Source organism: Microcoleus vaginatus PCC 9802 (genome assembly GCA_022701275.1).
Lineage (GTDB): Bacteria > Cyanobacteriota > Cyanobacteriia > Cyanobacteriales > Microcoleaceae > Microcoleus > Microcoleus vaginatus_A.
Map to the genome: position 1 here is coordinate 46,346 of CP031740.1, position 20,157 is coordinate 66,502.

Below are 20,157 nucleotides of genomic sequence, written 5' to 3' on the forward strand. Positions count from 1 at the left end.
TTAAGGGAATAACCGCCAAAGTTATTGATATTTTAGGCTGCCATCTTCGTTATATTCAAGTTCATGATATTTTCCCCCTAACCTTAAGTCATGAAGACATCGTTGGTAGTTTTTGGCTCCCATATCGAAAGGGTTAGTCCTGTTCAATCTTGCCCATTCAGCTATCTTTAGCTGGTTAGTTACCCCTGAAGCATCGGCTACGGTTTTGACAATCCAATCAAACATTTTTTTCTTCTAAGCTGTCTCTCACTCTACCTCTCTAGATTAGCTATATATTCACCTATAGGCAATCAAACATTTTTTTCCTCTAAGCTGTATCTCACCCCTAACTCGGACGATCGCCCGTAACACCCCTGACCGATCGCGCTACAATTGTAAATCGGGATGAAAATGGCTGAACTAAAAGTAGGGGATAGTTTCTATGGCTACAAATCGTCGCATTGAGCGTGTAGCTTCACTGATTAAACGGGAAGTCAGCCTGATGTTGCTGAATGGAATCAAGGACGACCGTGTAGGTGCTGGTATGGTTAGCGTTACCGACGTAATTGTTTCGGGAGACCTTCAGCATACAAAAATTTTTGTCAGCATCTACGGTACTGATGAGGCAAAGGCCGAGACTATGGAGGGCTTGAAATCTGCTACTAGCTACGTCCGCAACCAGTTGGGTCAACGGGTGCAACTGCGCCGGACACCGGAAGTGATATTTCTCGAAGACCATTCTTTGGAACGGGGCGATAAAATGTTGATACTGCTGAATCAGCTTTCTGCCGATCGCAAACCGGGTATGTTTGATGACGAAGGATTGGCGGATGGCAATGAAAATGATGATGATGATGATTTAGAAGCAGACGAGGATTAGTGTCTGAAGGTAGTCAACAGTCAACAGTCAACAGTCAACAGTCAACAATTCCTAATTTCCCATGATTGACAATCTTTCCTTACCAGAACTGGTGGCCCAGATGTTCGTGGTGCGCGCTTCTGGCTGCTTGTTCGACCACCAAATCCGCTATCCCGAATGGGAACCAACTGCTAGCAAACTCCGCTATTATCTGGAAAAGTTGGGCGTCGGCGGCGTGATTTTGGTGGGGGGAAGTGCTGCGGAGTTGGCGGTTCGATCGCACCAATTGCAGTCTTGGGCCAAGTTTCCGCTGCTGCTGGCGGCTGATATTGAAGAAGGTGTCGGCCAGCGGTTCGGCGGGGCGACTTGGTTCGGGCCGCCGATGGCAATTGCCGAAGTGGCGCGGCACGATGCAGGTAAAGCCGATCGATATGCTGAACAAATGGGGGCTGTCACTGCGATCGAAGCTAGGGCGATCGGTCTAAATTGGATTTTCGCACCAGTGGTTGATGTTAACAACAATCCCGACAATCCTGTGATTAACGTCCGCGCTTTTGGCGAGACACCGGAAATTGTCGGGAAATTAGCCGCTGCTTTTATTCGCGGCGCAGGTCAACACCCGGTTTTGACTACAGCTAAGCATTTTCCCGGCCACGGAGACACGGCGGTTGATTCTCACTTGGAATTGCCGGTTTTGCCGCATTCGCCAGCGAGATTGGCCCAGGTGGAGTTGCCTCCTTTTGTGGAGGCGATCGCCGCTGGGGCCGATGCTGTGATGAGTGCTCACTTGCTGATTCCGGCTTGGGATGCCGAGTTTCCTGCTACTCTTTCTCGCAAGATTTTGATCGGCAAGCTGCGAGAAGAGTTGGGATTTGAAGGTTTGATCGTGACGGATGCTTTGGTGATGGGTGCGATCGCCAATAAGTACGGCACTAATGAAGCTGCTGTTTTGGCGGCTGAGGCTGGTGCTGATGTTTTGCTGATGCCGCTTGACCCGGAAGGGGCGATTCTGGCTGTCTGCGAAGCTGTCACTCAAGGGCGACTTTCTATAGCACAAATCAAGGAATCTGTCAAGCGAATTTGGTCTGCTAAAGCTAAAGTCGGTTTGTTAGTAAAGGAAAAGGAAAAAGCAGTAAATTCAACATCGATCGACTCGATCGACTTAGGTTTGCTGGCAAACCCAGAGGCAAGGTCAACTGCTGCCGATATTTTGCGAGATTCTTTGAAATTTGGAGGTTCTCTGCCTTTAGTGGCGAAAAAGCCCCCAGAAAACCAGCTTTTGCGGAATTTGATTGTTGTAGATGATGTTTTGGGGTGCGAGTTTTTGGGCAACCACACTCCGGCGATCGCCATTCCCGAACAGTTTGGTTACGAATTGCAACTAATTGACGATCGCACAGGCGCGATCGCTGAAAATACAGGTGCAGAGCATTTTTCTGCGACGCTGCTGCAAATTTTCATTCGCGGCAATTGCTTCCGAGGCAGTGCTGGTTTGACCGAAGCAGCTCAAGATTGGTTTAAGAAATTATTAAAGACGGGTGAACTGCAAGCTGTATTAATTTACGGAAGCCCCTACGTTTTAGAGCAATTTTTGCCACACTTGCCTCCGAGTATTCCTTATGTATTCTGTTTTGGGCAGATGCCGGCCGCGCAATCTCTCGCTCTAGAATTGCTATTCGGCATTAACGAAACTGGTAATGCTTGAGTTGCCGGACTCCTGAATCTTTCCTTTGCTGCTTGCTGCCTCAAGAGTTAAATTCATCAACCCGGTTTCTCGCGAGAAATTCTGCCTTTGGAGGGGGAAGCATCCAGAAACCGGGGATCGGGCTTTAGTGCCTAAGGCCTGAAGTGATATCAGTTTCAAAAAAGGGCGTTGCTGATTTAGGGTATGAAGGGCTAAATATGCAAGTCAGAGAAACCAGTATCCACAAAACTTCGGGATTTTCAAGTTATTTTTTTCATACCCTGATTAAGCAACGCCCAAAAAAGAATGCAACTGTAGGCAAGCTACAAACCCATATCCCGTCATTCATTCCCAATTCTAAAATCTAAAATCGCTCGACAGAGCGCGACTCTACGGCTCGACTGAGCGCTCGCCGAACGTCTCACCTCACGCCCAAGTCTCAAATATAAAAGGGTATGAGCTTTGCAACAGATCCACCTGCTAGCCGGAAAAATGTGCCACGTCTCTACCTCCCAAGACTGATCCGATCACTTACTCATCATTGCTAGAATTTTTTTCACTTAACCGTAGTGAATTGTATACCTCTATACTGACAAAATTTAACTTACATATCCGGAATTTTGGATTATATTATTACAAAGGTCATAATTTTTTTTTAACTAAAACCTTGAGGGCGCATTATGATTCAGTCAACTATCAAAATCAAATACTCTTTAGATGTCATCCAGGATGAAGCCCGTCACCTCGTGCACGAGGGTGTGCTGAGCCGGCAACAGCCTATCTACACGCTCTGCCAATTCATTCCGCCTCGGGAATGGGCTTGCGTGGAGTGCGAGTTAGAAAAATGCGACTTCTTGCTGCGCGATCGCATCGCCGACCTGATCGGTTCTGAAAACTGGGACAATGACTAAAGTTTGGTTCTTTTAAATAAGTTGGTAAATCACTTTGCAAGTAAACTCCGGCTGTATTAAAGACTCTTGATTCTTTAATGCTGGGAATTTTTGACACGCAAATTTTCCAACTCGACCCTCAGCGCTGCCATGTGTGCAGTTAATTCTTGAATCTCTAGCTTTACGTTAGGCTGTACAACCGACTCGGGAGGAGCATCAGTCGTTGCATCCGATTGCTTGGGCGAGACAGATTCGCTTTCTGCATTCTCCCGATCGTCCGGTTGAGAGAAAATAGTATCTACAAAATTCCGGGCTTCTCGATCGGTCATTTCTCCTTTTTCCAGCAGCTCATCGGCTAGCTGACCCAAATCTGACTTCAGTTTGTCAAGATTTTCTTCTCGCTTCACGGGATCTTGCAATGTCTCAATTAAAAAGGAAGTTGCACCTAAAGTTAGGTGAAATCCTGTTTGCAGCATTTGAGGCAGGTTGTCGGGGTTCATCTAAAAATGCCGCTAGAACGTTTTTCTGAGTTTTTGGTTCGCTAGTTGCTCCCAAGTGAGGGCGTAAAGCCGCTTCTTAGCGGGAAGATGCTTGCGTTGTGGGTCCCGATCGCCCTGAGTCAGGAAAGATCAGCTTTTGGGTGGAGGTTTTTCCGTTGGGCCAATACTAATTGTATCATTACTTCGTAAATTAATAAATGTCAAGTGTAAAGTTTTGTAACTAGGAATCGAGACTTTCCCACTGGAAGGCTCAGTCTATTTGAGATTTGAGATTTGAGATTTGAGATTGAACAGGACTTACCCACTGCGACTAAAAAAACCTGGTTGCTGGCCAACCGTGCCTAAGCCCTATTCAAGCCCGTTAAGGATACAGCGCTTCACCGGTGGAAGGGTCAAATATAAATAGTCGATCGAAGTCAAGCTGTACCGTCAGCCGATCGCCCGATCGCAAGCGAACACTCGCAGGTACTTGCACCTGTACAGTAGTTTCAGCGCTCACCAAAGGCAAACTCGCCCGGATTAAAGTTTCTCGCCCCAGAGGTTCCACTACTTTTACCTCTACATCGAGGGGGACTTTTTCTAGTGCCCAAACATCGGTTTTCAAATCATCATCTTCTACCGTTTGTGGGGTAAAGATTTCTATATTTTCTGGACGGATGCCCAAATCAAATCCTTGTCCTTCTCTCGCCTGCAATTTTTTCTGAATCGAGGGCGGACAGGCTAAATGTTGATTTCCCACTTGAAAGGATTCGTTAGTATAAATTGCCGGCAAAATGTTCATGGCGGGATTGCCTAAAAATGTGGCAACCATGCGGTTAGCTGGTTTGGCATAAATGCTTTGCGGGTCTCCAATTTGTTGAATTTTTCCCCCATTTAAGACTACAATCTTATCAGCTAAAGTCATCGCTTCCACTTGGTCGTGGGTGACGTAAACTGTGGTAATTCCTAGCCTTTGATGCAGTTGTTTGAGTTCGGCTCTAGTGTCGTCTCGCAGTTGAGCATCGAGGTTAGAAAGCGGTTCGTCTAAAAGGAATACTTTCGGTTCGCGGGCGATCGCCCTTCCCAGTGCTACCCGCTGCTGCTGTCCGCCTGATAGCTGTTTGGGCTTACGCTTAAGGAGGTGGTCGATCGAGAGCGATCGCGCCACTGTTTCGACTCGTTCTTGAATTTTAGTCGGGTCAACATTCCGCATCCGCAATCCAAATGCCAAGTTTTCTGCGACAGTCATGTGCGGATAAAGCGCGTAATTTTGAAACACCATTGCTACATCCCGCTGTCTCGCCGGAATGTTGTTAACTAAATTATCTCCGATGTAAAGATTGCCGGAAGTTGCGGTTTCTAAACCTGCAATTGTCCGCATAATTGTAGATTTCCCGCAGCCGGAGGGCCCGACTAATACCCAAAATTCTCCGTCCGGGATTTTGAAGCTGATATTTTCGATCGCGGTGACGTTTTGGTAGCGTCGGGTAATATTTTCTAAGCGAACATTTGCCATTTTTTAATTGTAATTGGTAATTGATAATTAGTGCTTTTTACCTTCAGCCTTCAGCCTTCAGAAAACTGTTCCAATTCTAAAACTGTGCGGTCTAATTCTTCAACTATAGGCGTTAACTCAGCTTGGCGGAATGCTTCTACTAAAGAACGATAATACCAGAGAGAACCGTCTTTGCCACCTTTGAAGCGTTCCCAAACCAAGTCGCCCAATTGACGGTAATCTTTCAGGATCGATCGAACATTATAAAGTTTATCAGCAGCCGAGACTAATCTTACTGAGGCAGAAGCTGTAGGAATGCGATCGATATAAGCTTGTTTTCGCTGCCGCCAAGGGGGTTTCGGCGTCGTGTCACTGTCGGTACAGCCGTCTACAATCGCTGTGACGGTATCGCCAAAGCGGCGGTGGATGGCTTCGCGGGTGGTGGCGCCACCTTGATCTTCGATCGCATCGTGAAGCAAAGCTGCGATCGCCTCATCTTCATTTGCCCCATATTCTAAAGCTATACTAGCAGTGCCCAACAAATGGGCAATGTACGGAACGCCGGAACCTTTGCGAAGTTGGGTAGCGTGCAATTCGGCGGCATAGGTGAGGGCTTCAGAAAAACGGTTTGAGAGAATCATGAAAGTCACCTTTGTCAATTGCTATGATATATAAATTGTAGGGCTAAGTTTAAAAAACAAAAATTGTTTTTTTTCGATAGCTGATATCCACTCGCCCTGCCCACTTCAATAAGATCATAAAGATGCGATCGAGAGCGATCGTGTGTAAACTTAAAATCATCAAATAGAGGTTGCGCTTGTGACAGCTACTACAATTTCGCCCAAAAATGCAGACCCAAAATTAGAGCCAGGATTCCAGCCAAAATTAGAAAACATAGCAGATAATCAGCCCGAATCTGAACCTAAAAAAGTCATATCTCTAGAAGAGTTTTTAGTCAACCCTACTGATAGAAGAGAATGGGTTGACGGCAACTTAGTGGAGAAAACAGGAATGACATTCAAGCACAGTCTAGCTCAATCTAAATTAGCCCGTTTCTGGGGAAATTATAAAGACTCCAGCGGACAGGGAGGAGAAGTTCTTACCGACATAGTTTGCCGCACTAACAAACAGGGTCGCCGTCCCGATGTTGCTTACATCACTCCTGAATTGTTGCCAGAATCAGGCAATTTTACAGCATTTTCGCAAAGTTTTCCTTTGATAGCGGAAGTTGCTTCCCCGGAAGATAGCGGCGAAGAGTTATTTGCGAAAGCTCAGGAATATTTGGAATCGGGATGTTTAGAAGTTTGGTTGCTGTTTCCTGAAGCTAGATTAATATTTGTCAATGCAGGGCAACGCTGGCGGTTGTTTAATGCCGATGAAGTTGTTAAGACTCAAAGTGTGCTTGCAGACTTTAGCGTAGCCGTCAGTGAATTGTTGGCTTGAGTAATTAGTTTTATTAATTTATTAAAACCGTAAAAACAGAGATTCAAAAATTGAAATTTAAGGGTAAAAAATTAGCTTAAGACTGGGTTTAATGAGAATGTGGGAGGGTTCAAATCGAGTTTAAGGTAGCTCAACCTACAGGGAACGAAAGAAGTATTGATACAGTCGCTCGCGATTGATATATAAATTTCCGCTTTTTTAAATCAACGTCAAAGGCGTTTTGCGGGGTTTGAAAGAGGCGGCAACTCGACTTCATGATAATGGACGGGTAATCAATTTTTATTCGTCTGTTCGCGTTTGACCTTGCCGAATTATGGCGTTTACTCAGCAACCAAAGCAGCGGTAGAGCAGTTAACAGGGGTGTTTGCAAAAGAGGTCGGAGCGCCGGGCATCAGAGTAAATTATTTTGATCCCGACCCTAGAAATACTGACTTGTTTCTAGATTGTAAAGTGGTTCAATACCCTAACCACTATAATTAAGGTATCTCTAACTGTGGTATCTGTCTATGCCCAAGCCAGATGTATTTATTACGTTTGGCGTCACTCAAGAAGAGAAAGAATTACTAAAGAAATATTGCGAGCCAGAAGTGAGAAATCAAACCTGTTGTGCTAAGAACTCTGATTAGGGGACTGAGGCGTAAAGTGAAAAGGACTGACCCTTTATGGTCAGCAGATTCATCCCACGACTAGAAAGCCAAGGCTTTATCTGCGATTTTCTATAAGCGGTAGTCTTCGATTGGAATGGGGTTGAGAGATTGTTGGTGGAGTGCGATCGCCTTTAAATTTGAGCCAGAACGATCGCCCGATCGACTAAAAAGAACAGCCGGCTAACAGATCAAAACTGATAACCGCCTCCCAGTCACTCCAACAACCAACCGCACATCAAGCAACTCAGCCATTGTTGCTCTCGGTGAAAAAGAGAAAAAGGCTCGCAACTTGCTGATGCGATTGGTTGTTGGAGGTACGACATTAATTGTTAGTTAGCGTCGGTGCGTATTTCACCTAGCAAGTGGTGCGGAATTTGACGCTAGAAAACTTGAACCGCAATGCTTGTTTAGAAGTCCAACCCGAGCCGATATTTTCCCTGTTTATTGCCGATAAAATCTCGTGGCTCTAAACCAGGTTTGGGAACTCTCAAGCCTGTACCCTATCTTTACTGTTTTGAACGCTATGCTGTCAAAGTCCACAATTGTTGTTGCTAAAGGCTTTAGTAAGGTTCCCCTGCGAACCGGTCTGGTTGTTCCATTCATCCTGCAAATCTTCGGGGCCGTAGGATTAACAGGGTATCTGTCGCTGCGAAATGGACAACAAGCAGTGAATGAACTAGCGACTAACTTGCAAACGGAGGTGAGTAACCGTGTAGATCAGCACCTCGACAGCTATGCCGCTGCAACCCGCTATTTGACCCAAATCAACGGCGAGCAAATTGACCTGGGATTGTTGAACTTACAGGATGCCGATCGCCTAGCTCAATTCTTTGCCAAGCAAGTAAAAACCTACAAGGTTGGCTATATCCTCTACGGCTCTAAAACGGGCGACTTTATCGCATCGGGATATTACCGCGAGTCAACCATTCCCAACAACGGCAATCCTGACATTAGCCTGGTGCTACCGAAGCGGTACGGCAATCCTGATTTGTACAACTACATTACGAATGACCAAAGCAAGCCAACTAAAATGTTTGAAATCACCAAAGCGTATCAGTTCCAGAAAGAAGGCTGGTACGCCAAAGGTGTCGAGACGGGCAAACCAGGGTGGAGCGCCATCTATCAATGGGAGACTAATAACTACCCGTTGTCGATCGCCACGAGTCGCCCCATCTATAACAAGAATGGTCAGTTGATCGGCAGCGTGGGAGTCGAGCAGCGCCTTTCGCAAATTAGTGACTTTTTACGTGAAATTAAGGTTAGTCAATCCAGCAAGGTGTTCATTCTGGAGCGTAACGGATTAATCGTTGCCAGCTCTAGCGATGCGCCCGTGTTTTCAGTGACCAACGGGAAACCTCAACGACTACGGGGCTTTGAGAGTAAGGACGCCCTAATTCAAGCCACGTCCCAGTATCTCCGCGATCGCTTCGGCGCTCTCAAAACCATTCAAACCGTCCAGCAGCTAGACTTTCAGCTCCAGGGTGAGCGGGAGTTTGTTCAAGTAACTCCCTGGCAGGACGAATGGGGATTGGACTGGCTGCTAGTCGTCGCCATGCCCGAATCAGATTTCATGGGACGAATTAATGCCAACACAGTCAACACGATTTGGCTGTGCTTAGGCGCATTAGCACTGGCAACGGTTTTGGGTATCTACACCTCGCGCTGGATTGCTCGACCCATTTTGCTGCTGAGTCACGCATCGGAAGCGATCGCCGAAGGAAAACTCGACCAAAACGTCGAAGCCTCTGGCGTTAAAGAACTGGGTGTACTTGCTCAATCCTTTAACCGCATGGCGCAGCAGTTGCGCGATTCCTTCACCGCCCTAGAGCAAACTAACCAGCAGCTTGAACAGCGAGTTGAACAACGCACCGCCGAACTCAAGTCTGCAAAGGAAGCAGCAGACAATGCCAACACAGCAAAGAGTGATTTTCTTGCCAACATGAGCCACGAACTCCGCACTCCCCTCAACGGTATTTTGGGCTATGCTCAAATCCTCAACCGATCCAAAGCGTTGCCAGCGAAAGAACGTCATGGAGTAGAAATCATTCACCAGTGTGGTTCTCATTTGCTGACGCTGATTAACGATGTGTTGGACTTGTCCAAAATTGAAGCCGGCAAACTAGAACTCGCCCCTAAAGCAATTCACTTTCCCTCATTCCTCCAAGGTGTCGCTGAAATCTGTCGCATTCGTGCTGACCAAAAAAACATTGACTTCGTTTACGAGCCCGATCCACAGTTGCCGGAAGGGATTTTTGTTGATGAAAAACGGCTGCGTCAGGTGTTACTCAACTTGGTGGGAAATGCGATTAAATTCACCGACAAAGGTTCTGTCACGCTCAAGGTTGCCGTAGTTGAGAATCCTCCCAATCCGTCCACTCGCTCTTTCAAATTTCAAATTGAGGATACCGGCGTAGGAATTGCGCCCGATCAATTGGATAAAATTTTTCAGGCTTTTGAACAAGTGGGCGATCGCCAGCGCCAAGCCGAGGGCACGGGTTTAGGACTCGCCATCAGCCAAAGGATTGTCCAACTTATGAACGGACAAATCCAAGTTAAGAGCCAACCCGGAGTCGGCAGTGAATTCTTTTTTGAGGTGGAACTGGCGATCGCCACAGATTGGGCCGAGCAAAACTCCCTCACAACTGGAAAACAAATTATTGGTTACGAAGGACAACGCCGCAGCATTCTGGTGGTAGACGATCGTTGGGAAAACCGAGCCGTTCTCTTCAACTTGTTAGAGCCACTAGGATTCCAAGTTAGTGAGGCCGAAAATGGACAAGAAGGATTGGAAAAAATACGACAGTCTCAACCTGACTTAGTGATTACAGACTTGGCAATGCCAGTCATGGATGGCTTTGAACTGCTCAAACAAACTCGCAGTGCAAATGATTTGCAACACCAGAAGATCATTGTCTCTTCCGCATCAGTATCACAAGCCTATCGACAGATGAGTTTAGATGCCGGGGGAAATGATTTCCTGGCAAAGCCAGTGGAAGTCAGTGAATTATTTAACCTCTTAGCCACTCATTTGGAATTAAAGTGGAAATATGAAATTACAGCCTCAAACGAGTCTGCTTCATCCCTTCCAACGACTGCATTAGAAAACCCAGGAGGCAGTATTATTCCTTCCCCTGTTGAGTTAAAGACGTTACTAGAAATGGCACAGAAAGGCAACTTAAAACGGCTCCGAGAACACACAGAGCATATTGCTCACTCTAACCCTGGTTACGCAGATTTTGCCTCACAAATTATTCGGCTCGCCAAGCAATTTAAAGCCGAAGAGATTGAAGAGTTGCTACAACAACACCTCACAGAGAAGAAAGCCGATGTCTAGTCCTGAATTAATTCTGGTGGTGGATGATACCCCTGCGAACTTAGAAGTGGTTTGTGAAACCTTAAGTGATGCGGGGTACGAAGTAGCAACCGCGATCGATGGCGATCGCGCTCTTAAGCGAGTCCAAGCTTATCCTCCCGATCTGATCTTGCTCGATGTTCAAATGCCTGGAATTGACGGCTTTGAAACCTGCAAACGTCTGAAGGCAGATCCGAAAACAGCCAGTATTCCCATCATTTTTATGACCGCTCTCTCCGATGCTGATAGTAAGGTGAAAGGATTTGTCCTGGGTGCTGTAGACTACATCACCAAACCATTTCAAGAACAAGAGGTGCTAGCACGGGTGAAAACTCATTTGCAGCTACGGCAGTTAACTAAAAATCTCGAACAGCGTGTAGCTGAGCAAACGGCTGCTCTAGAAACAGCATTCTCACAACTGCAACAGTCTCAGATTCATTTAGTCCAAACCGAAAAGATGTCTGCGTTGGGCAATTTAGTGGCGGGTGTCGCCCACGAAATTAATAACCCGCTGGGCTTTATTGCTGGCAATCTGAAACCCGCTCAAGACTATATTAAAGACCTCTTTAAACTAATTGAGTTATACCAAAAAGAACTCCCTTATCCAAGTGCCTCACTACAGGAATTCGTGGAGGAAATAGATTTGGAATATTTACAAGAGGATTTACCCAAGTTGATCGATTCGATGCAAGAAGGAGTCGATCGCATTCACACAATCAGCACCAGTTTAAGAACCTTCTCGCGTTCGGATAGCGATCGCCCCATTCCTTACAATATCCACGACGGCATTGACAGCACGATCTTGATTCTGAAGCATCGCCTCAAAGCCAACGAATGTCGCCCGGAAATTCAAGTCATCACAGACTATGGCGATCTGCCACAGGTAGAATGCTTTGCGGGACAGTTGAATCAGGTATTTATGAATCTGCTGGCCAATGCGATCGATGCCCTTGAGGAATCAAATCAAGGACGCAGTTTTACTCAGATCAAAGCTAACCCCAACCAGATTACTGTCAAGACACAATTGTCGGAATCTCAGGCAGTGATCCGAATTCAGGATAATGGGATTGGCATTACGGATGCGGTGAAGCCAAAAATCTTTGAGCATTTGTTTACAACCAAAGGCGTGGGGCAAGGAACAGGGTTAGGATTGGCGATCGCCCGTCAAATCGTAGTCCAGAAACACTCTGGAACTCTAGAAGTCAACTCAACTTTAGGTCAAGGTACAGAGTTTGTGATTTCAATTCCGGTGAAGGAACTCGCTGTAAAAGACATTCAGGCAACGATCTGCGTTGACGCAGCATAACAAATCGTTGCAGCAGCGGCATAAAGATGATTGGTGATGCTGCAAAGGTGATCTGCCGCGGCTGAACTCAACCGTTGTTATCGATACCATTAACGGAACAATCCCAGTATGCCAGATGAATCATCGGCTCCTTCCTTCCCGAAGCTCTTTAAAGTGCCATTACAGGCGCTCCTAGTTTTCCCATTCGTTGTTCAAACGGTGGGGACAGTGGGTATTGTCGGTTATCTTTCCTTCAGGAATGGACAGAAGGCAGTGAACGATGTAGCTGCTCAGTTACGCAACGAGACGAGCGATCGCATCGCGCAAAATCTAACTCACTTGGTTGCTACTCCTTTTCAAGCGTTTGAAAGTTATGAAGCTGCACTAAGCCAAAACCGGATCGACCTTAATAACGGAAGGGATATAGAGAAGTTCCTGTGGCGACAACTTCCTGCTTTTGGGAATCTCAGCCTGACAGCGTTCATTACAACCAACCAAGAGTTTTTTGGTGCTGAGCGACAAGATGATAGTGCGATCGTTATCCGCACTTCTGAAGTAGAAAATAACCGTGCGCTGACAACCTACCGTACTAACTCAATTGGCTCACGGCTCGAAGTCATCAACGCTGGCAAGCCGAACTTTGACCCGCGCAAACGGCCCTACTACACAATTCCAGCCCAGCAGAGGCAAGCAACCTGGGGAAAAGTGTTTCCGCACATCACTGGCAAAACGATGTATATTGCCCCTGGCAAACCCATATACAACAGGGCAGGCGAGCTGCAAGGGGTGTGGATGGCGAGCTTAAACTTGTCAATGATTGGGGATTTTCTCAGAAGCCTCAAAATAGGAACAACCGGACAAAGTTTTATTCTGGAGCGCTCTGGAGAATTGATTGCCACCTCTACAGGCGAAAAACCGTTCCGATATTATGCAGACAAAGTTGTGCAACTGCCAGAACAGCGGGTTGAACGACTCAATGCGATCGATAGCGAAAATTCCACCACTCAGAAAACAAGCCAATTTTTGCTACAGAAGTTTCAAGATTTCGACCAGATCCAGGGATTTCAGCAGCTTGAGTTTTCCATTAACGGTACACGCCAGTTCGTGCAGGTTGCTCCTTTTCGGGATGGCAGGGGGATTGACTGGCTGGTGGTTGTCACCGTTCCAGAATCAGACTTTATGGCCCAAATTAATGCCAATACTCAAAGTACGATTTTGTTAAGTCTACTGGCGCTAGCTATCTCTCTGGGAATTGGCATACTCACCAGTCGCTGGATTACTCAACCGATTTTGCAGCTCAATCAAGCATCTTCGGCAATGGCTGCCGGATCTCTGAGCCAAGCGGTGACAGCATCATCTGTGTATGAGTTGCAAGAACTCACGCAGTCGTTTAACCGTATGGCTCAACAGTTACAGGAATCATTTAACACGCTGGAACAAGCCAATGAACAATTAGAGCATCGAGTCGAAGAACGCACGGCCCAGCTAAAAGCGGCAAAGGATGAAGTTGAAACTGCCCTCAGAGAACTACAACTGGCCCAGACTCAACTGATTCAAAGCGAGAAAATGTCGAGTTTGGGGCTGCTAGTTGCCGGAGTTGCCCATGAAATCAATAACCCAGTGAATTTCATCTATGGCAATCTCCGTCATGCCGATGAATACACTCAAGAACTCTTAAAACTCGTGCAAGCCTACCAGACTCATTACCCCGAACCTCCAGCAGCGATCGCACAGCAGTTAGAGGCGATGGATGTAGATTTTATGGTTAACGATCTATCTAAGCTGATCGAATCAATGAAAGAGGGGGCGCGACGAATTCGAGAAATTGTCTTAGCATTACGAACATTCTCTCGACTGGATGAAGCAGGAGTTAAATCAATCAATATCCATGATGGCATTGATAGCACGCTGGTTATTCTGGGTAACCGTCTCAAGCCCAAGCTGAATCATCCAAAAATAGAAATCCTGCGAAACTATGGTTCTCTTCCCCTGGTGGAGTGCTATCCGGGACCACTCAATCAGGTTTTTATGAACATCTTATCTAACGCCATTGACGCCATTGAAATCGCGATCGAGCATGGACAACAAATTACTCCCACAATCTCCATTCATACGGGCCTCATCGACGAGAGTCGGGCCCAGATCCGAATTAGGGACAACGGCAACGGCATTCCAGAAGCGATCAAACAGCAAATCTTTGACCCATTCTTTACAACCAAGCCGGTGGGAAGTGGCACTGGCATGGGGCTGGCAATCAGTTATCAGATCATCACTGATCGGCATCACGGTACTTTAAGCTGCAGCTCACACTCTGGAGAAGGCACGGAATTTGTAATTCAAATTCCGCTCCAACAGAATTTGAGAGATGAGGAGCTATAGTTATTTCAAATAAAAATGAGACACTAAGTTGCACAATAAGCGCGAATAATCTCATCAAGAGATGTGGCAGAATGCGAATACATTATAGCTCTCTTTAATGCACTAAAATCATGCTCAATATCATTTAAGTCAGGAGAGTATTTTGGTAAAAAAAGTATCTGATGGCCTGCTTCCTCCACCAGCAGTCTAATTGCTGTCTTACGATGAATCGGTGCATTATCCATGATTAATATTGATGGTATTGTTAAAGATGGCAATAAATATAAAGCTAACCACCCTTCAAAACTTTCTGCATTCAAGCTCCCTGTAAAGACCATAGGTGCAATCAAGTCCTTGTTTCCTTTTCTTCTTCCTGCTACTAAATTTTCTCTCTTTCCGCGTTTTCCTTGTCTATCCCCATATACTTTTTTTCCTTTTTTTGACCACGCATAAACACAAGCATGAAACTCTTCAAACCCTGACTCATCAATAAATACAAGGCTTTTACTCCCATGAGCTTTAATTAAATTTCTCAGTGTTTGGTAGTATTGTATTCTTTCTTCTCTATTCCTTTCTCTATAACGATATTCTTTTTTTTTCTCGTAATTTTCATTTTCTTTAAGGCATAGCATATGGCACTCGCTCTCACCCCGAATTTCCTTGCTCTTTCTATTAATCTTGCTTCGGGATTTTCTTCTACATCTTTTCTGAGCGCTTCCCAGTCTATCTTTCGCTCACGGTGTTCTACCTTAGTGGCTCGAAGGTCTTCCCTCCCTAGCCATCTGTATATTGTTGCTCTTCCTACTTTAAACAGGGCGGCGGCTTTAGTTATACCCCCTCCATTTTCCACATAATCCACTACTCTTTTTCTTAAATCTAGACTGTATGCCATTTTTCGGCTCCGAGTTAACAATTTTTCTTGATTTTACATCATCTTGCATTTGTCTCAGATTTATTTGAAATGACTATATCTAGAGAGTGAGTAGTTGTCATTGGCCCGTGCGATCGCCGCATCACGCGGCGCTGAAGCCGATAAAACCAGCTACAAAGGACTGGTTCACAACAGGAATCTGGTCATCATTAAAGGTTCTTGATTCCTTGCCTGCATTCTATCTGAGCTGTCGAAGTGTTCCGCCCGTTAGCGCAGCCCTCGGAGAGGATCGCTCCTTCAAACCATCCAAACTATTGATATATTAGTACGCGGTGCAAAAAACAGTAAACCATGACAGCCACAAATCTAGTCAATAAATTTGAGTACAAACCCCTATACAAACCAAATCAATTAATTTGTGGAACGGGGCAAACAGCCATTGTCAGCGGCTGGACAGTAAAAAGTGCGATCGGCAAACATTTACAACCTCAAGAATATGCTGCGATCGGACAACTGTACTCTCCTACTCGCGGCATCAACTTCTTAATTAGAAACTTGCTGTGCAATCCCCACGTCCGCTTTTTAGTAATTCTCAATGCTACCAAAGAAGATAGCAACTCCGGTGCGGCAGCGTGCTTGCTAGACTTTTTTCGCAACGGCTTTGAAGCCGGCAAAAGCGATACTGGCAGAGATTGCTGGCTAATTAAATCTGCAATATTTGGCTACATCGATATTGAAATAGCAGCAGAAGCCCTAGAACTATTGCGTCATTCCATCGAATGGAAAGAAGCCAAAAATATAGCCGATACAGTGACCTTTGTCAAGTCTTTTGCCCAAAAAGAATCTGTTGAACCTTGGGGAGAACCCGTAACTTTTCCGCTAGTCGAAATCGTCCCGACTGTACTCCCCGGTCAGAAATACGGACACAGAATCGAAGGCAAAACTATCGCCGAAACTTGGGTAAAAATCATCCACCGAATTAAGACCACTGGCACCTTACGGCCGACTGGTTACGACGGACAATGGCAAGAATTAATCGACTTAATGGCAGTGATTACAGATGAACCTGCGGAGTTTTATTTTCCTGAACCGAATTACTTACCAATCGACCGCGATTTCCTCGAACAGTACAAACCGCAAATGCTCGAAGATGCCCCGTATAACGAAGGCATTAAATATACCTACGCACAGCGGATGCGGTCGTGGTTTGGACGCGATCAAATTGAAGAAGTGATTGCCAAACTAATTAAAGAAATTGACGCGGCAAGTGCTGTAATTAGTTTGTGGGATGCCGGGGGAAATATTAACAGAAGGTCTGACGGTTCCTCAGACCACCAGCACAGCGGCAGTCCTTGTTTAAATCATATTTGGGTGCGAGTGGTGGATGGTGAAATATCGCTAACTGCAACTCTCCGCAGTAACGATATGTTTGCGGCTTGGCCGGCCAATGCAATGGGTTTGCGGGCTTTGCAGCAGCACATTCGAGATGAAATTGCGAGGCGTTCCGATTATAATTTGACAATGGGCCCGTTGGTAACGCTGAGTCAATCGGCTCACTTGTATGACGATACCTTTGAAAATGCCGATCGACTAATTCAAACCCAATATGCTAAAATCTGCGAAGATCGAGACTTTTTCGATGCAGCAGGCAATTTTTTAGTTGAAGTAGCGGACAATCAGATAGTAGTCACGCAAACCACCCCGGGCAGCGGCGAAGTTGTCACCTGTTATTCTGGAAAAAACCCTCTCAAGTTAGTGCGAGAAATTTGTGCGGCTTCCCCGGCTATCAAAGGCGAGCATATTGGTTATTTGGGAATAGAATTGCAGAAGGCTGCCGAGTGTCTGAAAACGAGCAAGCAATACATCCAGGATAGACGATGAATTTAGAAGAAGAAAGACCGACTTGGGACGAATACTTCTTAATGTTAGCAAAATTGGCCGCTACTCGATCGACTTGTCTTGCTTTTCCTGTAGGCGCAGTGATAGCTAAAAACAGGCAAGTGTTAGCAACGGGTTACAACGGTTCGCCGTCTGGTTCGGCACACTGTACTACTCAAGGCTTCTGCTATCCTGGTTTGAGTAGTTGCGACGCCAGTAAAACTTTGCCATCAAGGGCGGTTCACGCTGAAGCAAATGCGATCGCCAAAGCTGCCAAACACGGTATATCTACTGCTGGGGCTAGTATTTACGTCACCTTAGAACCCTGCATCTATTGTTTGAAATTAGTCATTGCGGCTGGAATTCGAGAAGTGTTTTACGAAACAACTTTTAACAGTGGAGAAAAAGCTGCTTTGAGAGATACTTTTATCAGTGAAGGTATTGTTGAGTTAAAACAAATTCAGTTATCTGAAGATACAGCAAAAAAGGCGGCTTTGTTTTTGTTGAATCCTACATCTGTGACCAAAAATTTAGTATAGGATAAATCCTCCCTGTGGTTGTCGCAGCCACAGGAAATAACTGTGCTGTGTTCCTATAAATGATATTTATTTGCTGGCAATTTGTAGGTATACGGCAGTGCCGTATGTTGAATCCCGCGTGATACAAAGGATATTTATTGTACGTCTTGTAAAGACACGGCACTGCCGTGCCTTTACAACAAATAGAGATGGCAGTTAACCAAAAAACGTCCTGACAAATTGTGAATACCGTGTAGTTCAATCAATCAAACTCATTCACAGCTTGCAAATAGTCGATCGCGGCATCTATCCTCGAAGAATACTTAAAAGCAAACTGATCGAACCAATATCCCTCATCGGAATTTTTATCCAACTTTTTCAGCCAAACCTGAGCTTGCCTAACTTTCTGTCTGTGCGTTTGTACATCCAACTGCGGTCTCGCGACTTTTTCTGCTGGCCTCGGTTCAGGTGAAGCCACTTCCTGAGCTTTATTTTGCGCTTCGTGCTCAGCCTTAAGCGGTTGCAGTGAAGCGACTTCCTGAGCTTTATTTTGCGCTTCGTACTCAGCCTTAATTTGAGCTAAATCCCGATCCAAAGGACTAGCATACAAATTTATATCTGATGTTTTAAATGTTGCATTTGACGGCGCTTGTGCTTGCGCCGGCGCCTGACTTTTCAACTCAGCAATTTTTTGAGATGCTTGATACTCTGCCTTAAGTTCACCTAACAGGCGCTCGATCGATTCCATAACTTAAACCCCCTAAAAAATCCTGCTGGGTCAACTGCCCCCAATATAATCACGGGAACTTCGCCCGCCTCCTCAATCAGTTATTGCATTCAGCAATACCTCCGTCAGGGTCATTCCTTCAATATCCTCCATCGTGACAGTATCAACGATATCGAATTTAGCCCCAGCGCTTTGCAGTTCGTCATCCAATATCTTGAGAAACTTAGTAGCTTCCGGCGCATTCCCTACTTGAATGAAAGAAATCGCCAGCTCTTCATCTCGATCGAGCTTCCGCGAAGCCTCTATAATCGTTTTCATCACTTCTTTGCGATCGTCAGGTTCCCCGTCGGTCACCACTAATATTGTTTCCCCATTTTGCTTGGTCTTACCGGATGCTTTGCGCTGAAAAAAACTGTTCACAGCATCTTGCAGCACTGCACCTAAATTCGTAGTTCCCGAAGGTTCGTTTTCTTGGAAAATTTGCACGACTTTAGCGGATGTTACGTTGTCGTAGCGCTTGAAGCGACCGGAAAACAAATAAACTGTTATGCCATCAGGATCGAGTTCTTCACATTTATTCGCCAATGCGATCGTCGATTCTTGCATGAGCGCCCAGCGACTTTTACCGCCCATCTGGTCTTTCGTGTACATACTGCCGCTTTTGTCAATGATTATGGTATAATCGCGGTTCTGAAGCATAAGATTTTTCCTGTTAATTAATTAAATTTTTCCCAACAATATCAAAACCAGCGAGCAGAAGCTGTTGAGCTTTAGTTGCTCGCTGCGTTTTTTTAGTTGATTTGCGATCGCAAATAGCGGAATTTAAGCTGCAACTAAAGCGTCTTTAAGTGGCTTCCAGCTAAAAGCTCGATCGCCTCCCATCTCCACTGCTATTTTAACTCGTGGTTCTAACGTCGGCAAAACAGTCAAATACTCAATCTCCTGATTCGACAAAATGTGCCCTTCAATAATCCACAGCACCAGTCCTTTTGCTTTCGGCGGCAAATTGTCTAATTGAGTTTGCAAAATCGGCGGCACGAACCACGTATAACCCACGGCCGCTTCGTTGCCAGTAGTTTTCTTGCCCAAATGCGGCGGCCGCACCCCGTGAACCCCCGTCAAATACATCGCCAAATCACCCAAACCCCGCGCCGAGATCGTGTGCGCCCCGTAACCCGCAGCCCTCAGCCGCCGCAGGTAGCGCCCCTCAAATCCTCCCTCTAAAGGAACGTACAGGGCCAGCGACCCCGACTTTTCCAAATCCCGAATCACATCAGATCCCGTCGTAATCAGTCCCATAAATTTGTGTTTCCTGCTGTATCAAAATTTGGTCGATCGCTGCTTGCGAGCTGGAAATATTATAAATCCTAAAGTTGAGCCGAAAAATTCTCATCCCGGCCTTGACAAACGGCAAACACTTCATGTACTATTGTGAATTGTCGCCGTAAAGGATACTGAGTAGTTTGCTGCTCAAGTCCTGGCACAAACAAGCAAGACCGAGACAAAACTCGGAGATAGAGTCGGTAAAAAGCCGCGAATCTCAACCCTTGCAAGACTTCCACAAGCTCGCTCCCAAATTTAAAACTCAAATTTTAAACACAGAGGAAGGCTGTTGGTTGATAACAGTTAATTGCAGGAACACTGAAATAAATGTTTCTGCACAAGAGCAAGCGGATTGACGTAAATTTCGCA

The 20,157-nt window shown here is 45.8% G+C and carries 17 protein-coding genes and 3 pseudogenes; 12 read left to right on the forward strand and 8 right to left on the reverse strand.

What is annotated here, in order from left to right:
• Positions 1–21: 21 nt before the first annotated feature.
• Positions 22–225: a hypothetical protein gene (locus D0A34_00120; GenBank protein ID UNU17475.1), complete on the reverse strand. Its 204-nt coding sequence runs from the start codon at positions 223–225 to the stop codon at positions 22–24.
• A gap of 196 nt (positions 226–421) precedes the next feature.
• On the opposite strand from D0A34_00120, the gene rbfA reads away from it, so the two are divergent.
• From rbfA to D0A34_00135, 3 genes are all read left to right on the forward strand, one after another.
• Positions 422–859, forward strand: coding sequence for a 30S ribosome-binding factor RbfA (gene rbfA / locus D0A34_00125; GenBank protein ID UNU17476.1), 438 nt, complete (start codon positions 422–424; stop codon positions 857–859).
• A 61-nt stretch (positions 860–920) separates the two neighbouring features.
• Complete coding sequence (locus tag D0A34_00130; GenBank protein ID UNU17477.1) at positions 921–2,543, forward strand: beta-glucosidase; 1,623 nt, start codon at positions 921–923, stop codon at positions 2,541–2,543.
• Between the two features lie 659 nt (positions 2,544–3,202).
• Complete coding sequence (locus D0A34_00135; GenBank protein UNU17478.1) at positions 3,203–3,433, forward strand: DUF4327 family protein; 231 nt, start codon at positions 3,203–3,205, stop codon at positions 3,431–3,433.
• Positions 3,434–3,507: 74 nt separating this feature from the next.
• On the opposite strand, the gene D0A34_00140 is transcribed toward D0A34_00135, so the two are convergent.
• The 3 genes from D0A34_00140 to D0A34_00150 all read right to left on the reverse strand — a co-directional run bounded on the left by D0A34_00140 (position 3,508) and on the right by D0A34_00150 (position 6,024).
• Complete coding sequence (locus D0A34_00140) at positions 3,508–3,912, reverse strand: hypothetical protein (GenBank protein UNU17479.1); 405 nt, start codon at positions 3,910–3,912, stop codon at positions 3,508–3,510.
• Positions 3,913–4,273: 361 nt separating this feature from the next.
• Positions 4,274–5,407, reverse strand: coding sequence for an ABC transporter ATP-binding protein (locus tag D0A34_00145; GenBank protein UNU17480.1), 1,134 nt, complete (start codon positions 5,405–5,407; stop codon positions 4,274–4,276).
• Between the two features lie 50 nt (positions 5,408–5,457).
• Complete coding sequence (locus tag D0A34_00150; GenBank protein ID UNU22107.1) at positions 5,458–6,024, reverse strand: HD domain-containing protein; 567 nt, start codon at positions 6,022–6,024, stop codon at positions 5,458–5,460.
• Between the two features lie 256 nt (positions 6,025–6,280).
• Here D0A34_00150 and D0A34_00155 point away from each other — a divergent pair, with 256 nt between their 5' ends.
• The 6 genes and pseudogenes from D0A34_00155 (at position 6,281) to D0A34_00180 (ending at position 14,492) form a co-directional block, all read left to right on the forward strand.
• Positions 6,281–6,829: a Uma2 family endonuclease gene (locus tag D0A34_00155; GenBank protein ID UNU22108.1), complete on the forward strand. Its 549-nt coding sequence runs from the start codon at positions 6,281–6,283 to the stop codon at positions 6,827–6,829.
• A gap of 202 nt (positions 6,830–7,031) precedes the next feature.
• A pseudogene (locus D0A34_00160) lies at positions 7,032–7,309 on the forward strand (SDR family oxidoreductase).
• Positions 7,310–7,335: 26 nt separating this feature from the next.
• Positions 7,336–7,519: pseudogene (locus tag D0A34_00165) on the forward strand (CopG family transcriptional regulator).
• 480 nt (positions 7,520–7,999) lie between these two features.
• Positions 8,000–10,810, forward strand: a complete 2,811-nt coding sequence (locus tag D0A34_00170) for a hybrid sensor histidine kinase/response regulator (protein ID UNU22109.1) — start codon at positions 8,000–8,002, stop codon at positions 10,808–10,810.
• Positions 10,803–12,134 (forward strand): hybrid sensor histidine kinase/response regulator, encoded by a 1,332-nt coding sequence (locus tag D0A34_00175; GenBank protein UNU17481.1) that lies wholly within the window; start codon positions 10,803–10,805, stop codon positions 12,132–12,134. The genes D0A34_00170 and D0A34_00175 overlap by 8 nt, the downstream gene beginning before the upstream one ends.
• A 108-nt stretch (positions 12,135–12,242) precedes the next feature.
• On the forward strand, positions 12,243–14,492 hold the full coding sequence (locus D0A34_00180; GenBank protein UNU17482.1) for a HAMP domain-containing protein: 2,250 nt from the start codon (positions 12,243–12,245) through the stop codon (positions 14,490–14,492).
• Positions 14,493–14,515: 23 nt separating this feature from the next.
• On the opposite strand, the pseudogene D0A34_00185 reads toward D0A34_00180, so the two are convergent.
• Positions 14,516–15,363 (reverse strand): annotated as a pseudogene (locus D0A34_00185) (IS630 family transposase).
• A gap of 330 nt (positions 15,364–15,693) precedes the next feature.
• On the opposite strand from D0A34_00185, the gene D0A34_00190 reads away from it, so the two are divergent.
• Positions 15,694–17,223, forward strand: a complete 1,530-nt coding sequence (locus D0A34_00190) for a thymidylate synthase (GenBank protein UNU17483.1) — start codon at positions 15,694–15,696, stop codon at positions 17,221–17,223.
• Positions 17,220–17,759, forward strand: coding sequence for a cytidine deaminase (locus tag D0A34_00195; GenBank protein UNU17484.1), 540 nt, complete (start codon positions 17,220–17,222; stop codon positions 17,757–17,759). Before D0A34_00190 ends, D0A34_00195 begins: the two co-directional genes overlap by 4 nt.
• A 241-nt stretch (positions 17,760–18,000) precedes the next feature.
• Here the strand turns inward: D0A34_00195 and D0A34_00200 are convergent, their stop codons facing one another.
• The 3 genes from D0A34_00200 to D0A34_00210 all read right to left on the reverse strand — a co-directional run bounded on the left by D0A34_00200 (position 18,001) and on the right by D0A34_00210 (position 19,764).
• Entirely contained in the window at positions 18,001–18,486 is a 486-nt protein-coding gene (locus tag D0A34_00200) for a hypothetical protein (protein UNU17485.1), read from the reverse strand.
• A 72-nt stretch (positions 18,487–18,558) separates the two neighbouring features.
• Complete coding sequence (locus D0A34_00205) at positions 18,559–19,164, reverse strand: VWA domain-containing protein (protein ID UNU17486.1); 606 nt, start codon at positions 19,162–19,164, stop codon at positions 18,559–18,561.
• A gap of 123 nt (positions 19,165–19,287) precedes the next feature.
• The gene (locus D0A34_00210; protein ID UNU17487.1) at positions 19,288–19,764 is read right to left on the reverse strand and encodes an NAD(P)H-quinone oxidoreductase; all 477 of its coding nucleotides are present in this window, start codon (positions 19,762–19,764) and stop codon (positions 19,288–19,290) included.
• 164 nt (positions 19,765–19,928) lie between these two features.
• Here D0A34_00210 and D0A34_00215 point away from each other — a divergent pair, with 164 nt between their 5' ends.
• Positions 19,929–20,144, forward strand: a complete 216-nt coding sequence (locus D0A34_00215) for a hypothetical protein (protein ID UNU17488.1) — start codon at positions 19,929–19,931, stop codon at positions 20,142–20,144.
• Positions 20,145–20,157 lie beyond the last annotated feature (13 nt).